Origin of the sequence: Pseudophaeobacter sp. A-200-2 (assembly GCF_041008815.1) — a bacterium.
Classification (GTDB): Bacteria; Pseudomonadota; Alphaproteobacteria; order Rhodobacterales; family Rhodobacteraceae; genus Phycobacter; species Phycobacter gallaeciensis_A.
The window spans coordinates 90,559-99,682 of the sequence record NZ_JAXGFU010000014.1; the positions used below are offsets into that span (position 1 = coordinate 90,559).

Annotated in this window: 6 protein-coding genes; 5 read left to right on the forward strand and 1 reads right to left on the reverse strand. The window is 62.5% G+C overall.

The features are described 5' to 3' along the window. The first annotated feature begins 133 nt into the window (after window positions 1–133). The 5 genes from SM766_RS18930 (at window position 134) to SM766_RS18950 (ending at window position 7,694) form a co-directional block, all read left to right on the forward strand. On the forward strand, window positions 134–1,573 hold the full coding sequence (locus SM766_RS18930) for a methyl-accepting chemotaxis protein (protein WP_420480635.1): 1,440 nt from the start codon (window positions 134–136) through the stop codon (window positions 1,571–1,573). 167 nt (window positions 1,574–1,740) lie between these two features. Continuing rightward, window positions 1,741–2,493 carry a 5-oxoprolinase subunit B family protein gene (locus SM766_RS18935; protein ID WP_274869320.1) on the forward strand — a complete coding sequence of 251 codons (753 nt, stop codon included), beginning with the start codon at window positions 1,741–1,743 and terminating at the stop codon, window positions 2,491–2,493. Further along, a complete protein-coding gene (locus tag SM766_RS18940) occupies window positions 2,490–3,521 on the forward strand; it encodes a 5-oxoprolinase subunit C family protein (protein WP_368948766.1) in 1,032 nt (343 codons plus the stop codon). Before SM766_RS18935 ends, SM766_RS18940 begins: the two co-directional genes overlap by 4 nt. Then, a complete protein-coding gene (locus SM766_RS18945; protein ID WP_274831113.1) occupies window positions 3,518–4,291 on the forward strand; it encodes a LamB/YcsF family protein in 774 nt (257 codons plus the stop codon). Before SM766_RS18940 ends, SM766_RS18945 begins: the two co-directional genes overlap by 4 nt. Window positions 4,292–4,481: 190 nt before the next feature. After that, complete coding sequence (locus SM766_RS18950) at window positions 4,482–7,694, forward strand: 2Fe-2S iron-sulfur cluster-binding protein (RefSeq protein WP_368948767.1); 3,213 nt, start codon at window positions 4,482–4,484, stop codon at window positions 7,692–7,694. 36 nt (window positions 7,695–7,730) lie between these two features. Here the strand turns inward: SM766_RS18950 and SM766_RS18955 are convergent, their stop codons facing one another. Then, the gene (locus SM766_RS18955; RefSeq protein WP_368948768.1) at window positions 7,731–8,576 is read right to left on the reverse strand and encodes a glycosyltransferase family 2 protein; all 846 of its coding nucleotides are present in this window, start codon (window positions 8,574–8,576) and stop codon (window positions 7,731–7,733) included. Window positions 8,577–9,124 lie beyond the last annotated feature (548 nt).

The following is a 9,124-nucleotide window of genomic DNA, read 5'->3' on the forward strand; positions in this document are numbered from 1 at the left end:
CATCTATCCCGTCGAAGCGTGAGCTATTCTTTTGCACCGCGGATTTTCTGCAAGCGTTAAAGTTTAGATAGAGATTTCCGGATAGTTTGAGCTTTCAGTACACAACCAATCCAACTCATCGCGGAGCGCTGGAGTGTTTTTTAAAGGTAGGACGCGGGCAGCGCCCGAAAGATCGGAAATGGATCGCGTGCTCGTGGATATGATCGAGCGAACTCAGGCGGTTATCCAGTTCAAAGCTGACGGAACCATCATCTCTGCGAACGAGAATTTTCTTTCGTTGCTGGGATACCAGCTCGACGAGATTGTCGGCAAAAACCATGCGATGTTCGTGGATTCGAAATTTGCAGCAAGCGGGGACTATGCACAGTTCTGGACGGCGCTGCGAGCCGGGCGCAATATGTCGGATCAATATCCCCGACTTGCCAAGGATGGGTCGGTGGTGTGGATCCAGGCGACCTATGCACCTGTGGTTGGTGCCGATGGTGTGACCGAAAAGGTCATCAAGGTTGCAACCGATGTCACAGCCCGCCGTCGTGCCCTGCAGGAGGTTGCCGCCGGACTTCAGGCGTTGAGCGAGGGGGATCTGCGTCAGCGGGTCAATGTGCGCAGCTCGGAAGACACGGTGGTAATCGCCAAAGCCTTCAATCGCTCCATGGAACAGCTGGAAAAGGCCGTTAACACGGTCAAGAATGTGTCCTTCGCGGTGGAGCAGACCGCATCCGAGATCAGTCAGTCGTCCACCGATCTGTCGCATCGCACCGAAAGCCAGGCAGCCACGCTGGAGCAGACGGCGGCGGCTTTGGAACAGCTGACATCGACCGTGCGCGCTGCTGCTGAAGGCGCGCGCAAGGTTGAGGAAATTGTTGGCAACACGCAGTCTGTCGCCGTGCAGAGTGAGCGGGTTGTGTCCGATGCCATTGGCGCCATGTCCGCGATCGAAAACTCATCCGAGCGGATCGCCAAGATCATCACTGTGATTGACGAGATCGCCTTCCAGACCAACCTTTTGGCGCTGAATGCGGGGGTTGAGGCCGCCCGTGCCGGAGACGCAGGGCGTGGGTTTGCTGTTGTTGCTGCAGAGGTCCGGGCGCTGGCGCAAAGGTCGGCGACGGCGGCGGGTGAAATCAAACAACTGATCGACGAGAGCAAGGACAACGTCGGCACTGGCGTCGATCTGGTCGGCCGCAGCGGCGAGGAACTGAAGCGAATCGTCGATGCGGTGGGGACGATCTCCGGTCACATTTCCGAGATCGCCACCGGCGCCTCAGAGCAGTCCACCACTCTGGTTGAGATCAGTGCGGGCGTTTCGCAGCTGGATCAGGTGACCCAGCAGAACGCGGCCATGGTGGAGCAGACGACGGCCGCGACACAGATTCTGTCCAACGATGCGTCGCATCTGATGCAAGAGGTGCAGTCCTTCAAGACGCGTCCGGATATCGGCATGGAAACCAAGGGTGAGAGCTCTGGGAAAGGCCCCTCGGCCAAGGCTTCCGCCCCCCGGCCAAGGCCCGCCGCGCCGGTCGCGGTCGGTAACGCTGCCACGGCCGAGGCTGTGCGCTGGGAAGATTTCTAAACCCTCTGATTGACACGCGCCGCCTTGTCTTGGCTGGTTCGCAGATGTCTCCTGTCATGGGGGCGGGGGTGCCCTCGCGGGGGGCTGATCCCCGGCGACGTGTAAAACTGCTGTGTTGACACTCCCGCCCTGCGCCGCAACGTTTGCGCGCAAAACAGGGGGCATGGATGACTTCGCACGTAGCTTCGGATTTCCCAATGATCCGCACGGTCGGCCTGACGGGGATGCTGGTGACCTTTGCCGATGCATTGAGTGAGCCTTCGAACCGGGCGACGCTTGCCTTTCGTCAGCGACTTGAGGCGCTGGGCCTTGATGGCGTGCTTGAAACCGCAACCTCGCTGGCCTCGGTCTATATCCGTTTCGATCCCGCGATCCTTGATCATCACAGGCTACAGGCCCGGCTTGAGGAAGAGCTGAGTACCCGGGATTGGTATCAGCAGGCGCTGCCGCCCGGGCGCAGGTTCTGGCGGGTCCCCACCGTCTATGGCACCGATCTGGCGCCGCAACTGGCAGAGGCCGCCGATGCTGCGGGGATGAGCGAGGCGCAGGCCATCGACAGTCTGGGATCGGCGCGGGTGCGGGTTCTGACCATCGGTTTTGCGCCGGGGCAGCCCTATCTGGGGCCGCTGGGACCTGAATGGGATCTTCCGCGCCAGACCGAGCTGACGCCGATGGTGCCGCGCGGTGCGCTGGTCTTGGCGATCCGTCAGTTCGTGTTGTTTTCTTCTGCCACACCGACGGGCTGGCGCCATGTCGGACAAACGGGTTTCATGATCTTCCGCCCCGAATCCGAAGCGCCCTTTGCGCTGCAGGCGGGCGATGAGTTGCAGTTCGAACCGGTCTCGCGCGCTGATTTCCTGAAACTGCGAGAGAGTGATGCAGCCATGGGCGGCGCCATCTCAAAGGAGATCACGGCATGAACGCGCTGAAGGTGCTGAAAATCGGCCCGGCGGCCTCGGTGCAGGACGGCGGGCGTCCGGGTCTACTGGATCAAGGTGTGTCGCGCGGCGGCGCTGCCGATGTGCTGGCGTTGGCTGAGGGCGCTGCCTTGCTGCGGCAGGATCCGGGGCTGGCCGCGCTGGAAATGGGCGGCATGGGCGGCACTTTCGAAGCAACAGCGCCCCTGCGCATTGCCCTGACCGGGGCACCGATGGCCGCGACGCTGGATGGGGCGGCGTTGGCGTGGAACGCCAGCCACCGGATCGAGGCTGGACAGCGGCTGGACATCGGCCCGGCCCAGCGCGGTGTTTATGGCTATCTGCACCTAGGGGGCGGTATCGATACGGATCCGGTGCTTGGCTCCCGGTCCGCCCATGTGGCGGCGGGGCTGGGCCGGGCAGTCGCGGTGGGGGATCTGTTGCCTGCCGGCCCGGATGCACCGGGCGAAACGGGGCTGACCCTTGCTGCGGAAGACCGGTTTCAGGGCGGCGAGCTACGCATCGTGGAGAGTTTCCAGAGCGCGTTGTTCCCACCCGATGTGCGCCACCGCTTCGCGGAGACAGAGTTCACTCGGGGCAGCCGGGCCAACCGGATGGGGGTTGAGATGCTGTCTGAAGGGGAGGGCTTTGCGGCTGCCGGGCAGCTCAACATCCTGTCCGAAGTGATCGTGCCCGGTGATGTGCAGATGACCGGCGACGGTAAACCCTTCGTGCTGCTGCGTGAGGCCCAGACCACTGGCGGATATCCCCGGATCGGGACAGTCCTGCCTTGCGATCTGCCCAAGGTGGCCCAGGCGCAGGCGGGCGCGTCGATAAGGTTCCGCTGGGTCTCGCTGGAGGAGGGGTTGCAGATTCAGGACGCATATGACCGGGCGCTGCGCGCCTTGCCGGGCGGTTGCCATCCTCTGCTGCGGGATCCCGCAGATATTCAGGACCTTCTGTCCTATCAACTTGTCAGCGGTGCGGTCTCTGCTTTGGCCGACCCCTTTGCCATTGGAGGCGATACATGAGCAAAACTGTCGATCTGAACGCGGATATGGGCGAAAGCTTTGGCCCGTGGAATATGGGCGATGATCAGGCGCTGCTGGACGTGGTGTCCTCTGCCAATATTGCCTGTGGGTTCCATGCAGGCGATCCGGATGTGATGGCGCGTACCATGGGGCTGGCCCGCGACAATGGCGTCGGCATCGGCGCGCACCCCGGTTTTCCGGATCTGCAGGGTTTTGGCCGCCGCCGGATGCATGTGCCGCATGAGACGCTGGGCAATCTGGTGCGTTATCAGCTGGGCGCCGCACGTGGCATGGCGGCGGCGCTGGGCACCGAGGTGCGGCACCTGAAACTGCACGGCGCCCTGTCCAACATGGCCTGCACCGACTACGATATGGCGCGGGCTTGCTATCAGGCGGCACTGGAGGTGGATCCGGACATCATCATCATGGTGCTAGCGGCCACGGCCATGGAAGAGGTGGTGCGGGATCTCGGCTGCAACTGGTGTGGCGAGATCTTCGCGGACCGCGCCTATAACGACGATGGCACCCTGGTTGATCGCAGTCAGCCGGGCGCGGTGATCCATGATCCGGAACTGGCCGGTCCGCGCATGCTGCAGATGGTCACGGAAGGCGCGATCATCACCGAAAGCGGCAAGCGTATCCCGACCGCCATCGACACGATCTGCCTGCACGGGGACACACCGACGGCGGTGTCTCTGGCCCGCGCGGTGCGTGCCAGCTTGACCGAAGGCGGAGTGGATGTCCGCCGTTTCGACGGCCGCACGGGCTGATCCGTCGCTTGGCCGTCGGCCTGATAAGAAGTGGAGAGCTGCGCCACCGGGCGCGTCTCTCATTATTGTTCTTAAACTATTCAGCGACTTAAGTGGATTTTCTGTGAAATTGGATATTGGCTGCTACCGATAGGCCTGTACCTGCGGTATAGACTGCGCAGCTTTTTCGTTCACAGCAGGATCCGGTGTTATGGCGATGCGTTTCTTCTCTACTCGTGACCGGCCCGTTCATCTGGGGCCTTTCCCGCTTGAGCGGCTGGCGCGGGGCAGGATGCCGGATCTCACTGCGGTGCCTCCGTTTCAGCCGCTGACCTTCAGCCGCCCGGATCTGCCGGGGTCGATCGTCAACGCCATGGGCGATTATCAGGCGATGATGGATGCCATCCGGGATGGACTGGTCAACAAGGCGCAGGCAGGCTGCCCGGAGGATCCCCAGGTGCGGGCGGATCATATCAAGGCGTTTGGCTATTTTGCTGATGCTGCGATGGTCGGGATCGGCCCGGTGCCACAGTCGGCGCATCTGCAGCAGCCCTATCGCAATCCGGATATCGACCGGCTGGCCCATGATCTGAAGACCAAGCAGACCAAGACGCTGGCTTCGGGCATTGATATGATCATGGCGGATCTGCGCGATGCCATGCAGGCGCCGCCCAGTGGGGTCGGCGGGCATACCCGTGCGATCACCTTTCTTTACGAGATGCCGCGCGACCCGCATCCGGGTGAGGATGGCTGCGACTGGCTGCACGACGCGGAACATCACCGCGCCTGCCTGCGGGCCAGCGAAACCGCCGTGGTGCTGGCCAATTACATTCGCCTTCTGGGCTGGGACGCAAAAGCGCATACCGGCACTTCGGCAGATGTGGATCTTAATCAGTTGGCCGTGGCTGCGGGGCTGGCAACGGTGAATGGCTCCCGTTTGGAGAATCCCTATCTGGGGGATCGCTTTGGCCTTGCGGTGGTGACCACCGATTTCGATCTTGCGATGGATCGCCCGCTGGCGCCAGAAGACCAGCAGCCGGGCCTTTCTACCAAGGGGCCGAAATGGTGGCTTGGCGTTGGCTCGGAACGGTCGGCGCTGAATGGGGATCCCTTCGCGGCGCGGGATTTCAAGGATGGGCCGCATCCCTTTGAAACCCTGAAGCGGGTTGAGACGCCGACCACCTATATCGACGAGGCGCGCGTGGCCCGCGTTCCCAAACGCGCCGACATGTTTGCCCGCAGCCAGTTCGGCGACATGGGCAAGGCAAATCAGAAGGCCGCGACCGGTGGGCTTTATGCGCGCAAGGCGGCGCCATCGATGGCGCAGCGGCGGATGCTGGGGGCCTTTGTCCTGTTGCAGGATGGTGAGCCCGCGCAGGGACCGCGCCCCACGGATGCAGAGCGCAACGCGGCCAATGTAAAGGCGGCCAGCTACTGGCTGGGGATCGACGCGGTCGGCATCAGCCGCTGCCCCGACTGGACCTGGTACAGCCATGACGCGACCGGCACGCCCATCGTGCCCGACCACGATCAGGCGATCAGCATGATCGTCGATCAGGGATTTGACACCACTGAGGGCACATCGGGTGATGACTGGATCGCGGTGGCGCAATCCATGCGGGCCTATCTGCGGTTTTCCCTGCTGGGCGGGGTGATCGCGCGGCAGATCCGCAACCTTGGCTACAAGGCCAAGGCACACACCGTGATGGATGGCGAAGTCCTGCAACCGCCGCTTTTGCTGCTGTCGGGGCTGGGGGAAGTCAGCCGCATTGGCGAGGTGATCCTGAATCCCTTCCTTGGCCCGCGCCTGAAATCCGGGGTGGTGACCACCGATATGCCGCTGGCGCATGACAAGCCGATCGACTTTGGCCTGCAGTCCTTTTGCGAGAGCTGCAACAAATGCGCCCGCGAATGCCCCTCGGGGGCGATCACGGCCGGACCCAAGCTGATGTTCAACGGCTATGAGATCTGGAAAAGTGACAGCCAGAAATGCACCACCTACCGGATCACCACGCCGGGCGGTGCCATGTGCGGGCGCTGCATGAAGACCTGTCCGTGGAATCTTGAGGGGATCTTTGCCGAAAAACCCTTCCGCTGGGCGGCCATGAAGCTGCCCAAGGCGGCGCCTGCGCTGGCGAAACTGGACGATGCGCTCGGCAATGGCGAGATGAACCCGGCCAAGAAATGGTGGTGGGATCTGGAGCTGGAAGAGGACGGTGGCTATCGCCCGACTCGTCACCCGGTCAATGCCCGCGGCCTGCAAAAGGATCTCGATCTGAAATACGAGGATCAGACCCTCGCGGTCTATCCCGCGCCGCTGGCGCCGCACCCCTGGCCCTATCCGTTCCCAATGGACCGGGAGGCCGGGATCGAGGCCTATCAGGCGATGGTCACTGCCGAAGAATATCAATCCCGCCGGGCGCGCGGGGAAACCGGGGCCTGGGATCACATCTATTCCAACGACGCGGACAGTCCCGTGCTGCAGGTGATCGTCTCCAAGGTCGAAGATATGAGCGCCGATGTCACCAAGTATGAATTCCGCAGCCCCGACGGCAGCGACCTGCCGGAATGGACCGCCGGAGCGCATCTCGACATCGTCGTGGCGCCGGAATTCCTGCGGCAATACTCCATGTCGGGCGATCCCGCCGACCGGTCAAAGTATCAGATCGGTGTTCTGCGCGAGGATGCCGGGCGGGGCGGGTCGAAACTGCTGCACCGGATCTTTACCGAAGGGCGCCGGATCTTCATTTCAAAGCCGATCAACCATTTCCCGTTGGAGGAGGGCGCTGCAAAGTCCTTCCTGATGGGCGGCGGCATAGGCGTCACCCCGATGATCGCGATGGCGCATCGTCTGCATGCGCTGGGCCGCCCGTTCGAGCTGCACTATTCCATAAGCGACCGCGCAGCGGCGGGATATCTGCCCGATCTTGCGCAGGCGCCTTGGGCGGATCGCGTCCATGTGCATGTCTCGAAGGAAGGCACCCGGGCCGATCTTGATCAGGCTCTGGCGGGCTATCAGGCAGGGTATCACGTCTACACCTGCGGCCCGGATCGCTACATGCAGGGGGTGCTTGAGGCCGCCGAGCGCCAGGGCTTTCCCGAGGAGGCGCGGCATCTGGAGTATTTCTCGGTCCCCGAGGCGCCCGAGTATGAAAACCACCCCTTCACATTGCGCCTGCGCAAGTCTGGGCGGGATCTGCACGTCCCGGCGGACAAAAGTGCGACCGATGTGCTGGCAGAGGCCGGGATCACCGTCGATGTGAAATGTGCCGACGGGATCTGTGGGGTCTGCAAATGTGACCTCCTTTCCGGAGAGGTCGAGCACCGCGATTTCGTCCTGTCCAAGGCGCAGCGCAAAGGCGCGGTCATCCTGTGCCAATCGCGCGCAGCACAAAAGGACGGCACCATCGAGGTCGACCTGTAAAGGAAAGAGCGAAAGGGCAGAGGTTAGCCTCTGCCCTTAGTCTCCCAGGGGCGGAAACCAGTCCGGCAGATGCACCCGGCTGTCAAACCGCAGGCTCTTGCTGCGCAGGACCGAGATCCCCTCGTCCCGCACCGGCGATTGCAACGCGTCCCAGGCCGCTGCCTCTGCTTTCTCCCATGGCGACAGTGGCAGATCGGCAAGGGCCGCGTATTGCGCTGCCATTTCCTGATGTGCTTGCTTCCAGGCCTTGCCGGGGGTCCCGGTGCCTACTGCGCCTGCAACCTCGGTTCGGATGTCGGCCATCTCGGTCGCCGCCTGCCGGTTGGCGAACTTCAGATGCGCAAGATAGACGCCGCGTGGCATGCAATAGGGAAACTCCGCCAGCCGCCTTGGCCGCACCTGTACCCCGTGGCGCCGCAGGTCATGCGGCTGACGCACGGCCCAGGCCTTGCTGTAATGCCCGGAGAACACACCGTCATAGGGCGCAGCTCCGGTTTTGCCGTCGGGTGCAAAGACATTCACCCCAAGGGCAAAGATGGCGCTGGCCTCTTGTGCGGCCAGCATCTTCGGCAGAGAAGACCAGAGTTGCGGGGCGACGCAGATCAGTTCATCCGCATCGGTCCGGATCACCCAGTCGTAGATCTCCAGCAGGCCTCGCTGAATTCCGTTCAGAAGACGCCCGCGCCAATGATCGAACCCCTGCAACCGGTCCCGAGGGATCGTGATGACCGATGCTGCCGGGCAAATCTCCTGCACCACCGGGTCCGGCCCATGGGCGACGACAAAGAGATTCTCAGCCCCCAGGGCGCCGGAATAATGTCGGTACCACTGGCGCAAAGCCCAGTAGTCCTTGTGCACCATGGTGATTGCAGCTGCTTTCATGCCTGCACTATGCGCATTTGGTCCCGCTTGGCCAAGTGGATCCTCACGCGACGCCGCAGAGGTAACTGCGGCGGTAGGGGAGGGGGGCATATCCTCCGACGTCGCTGCCAGACTGCAGACGATGGTCCGTCGGTTGTTAGCAGAACCGCCGACGCGGAGGATTCGACTGTTTTGCGACGGATATCAGTCCGAGTCGCTGCCGCGAGTCGCGGGTGTCTTGTGGTCTCATTGTGGCATTCGTCTAGATGTGGGGTTTTGTCGCGAGTGAGTCTTTCCACGCGTCCGTCTGCTGGGCAGGCATGGGGCGGCTCCTGGCAGTTCTTTGGCGCGATGTCTTCACTTAAATCATTGTATTCGCTTGTTATTCCATCTTTCTCCCTGAAAAATGTGTTTTTGTTGATTTTAGGGTTGCGGGTATTTGGAGTTGGGACTAGAACCCCCTTCACCGGCGGCGCTGAGGCGCTACGGGGCGCGGCGGAGACGCTGCTGACGGATCGGAAAGACGGTTGAGACGCTCAGGAGAGACTGAGGCATCTTTGAGGATGAGG

Coding starts and splice junctions, on each gene's coding strand:
- SM766_RS18935 (WP_274869320.1), top strand. CDS start 1,741: ATGACTTCGCACGTAGCTTCGGATTTCCCAATGATCCGCACGGTCGGC.
- SM766_RS18940 (WP_368948766.1), top strand. CDS start 2,490: ATGAACGCGCTGAAGGTGCTGAAAATCGGCCCGGCGGCCTCGGTGCAG.
- SM766_RS18945 (WP_274831113.1), top strand. CDS start 3,518: ATGAGCAAAACTGTCGATCTGAACGCGGATATGGGCGAAAGCTTTGGC.
- SM766_RS18950 (WP_368948767.1), top strand. CDS start 4,482: ATGGCGATGCGTTTCTTCTCTACTCGTGACCGGCCCGTTCATCTGGGG.
- SM766_RS18955 (WP_368948768.1), bottom strand. CDS start 8,576: ATGAAAGCAGCTGCAATCACCATGGTGCACAAGGACTACTGGGCTTTG.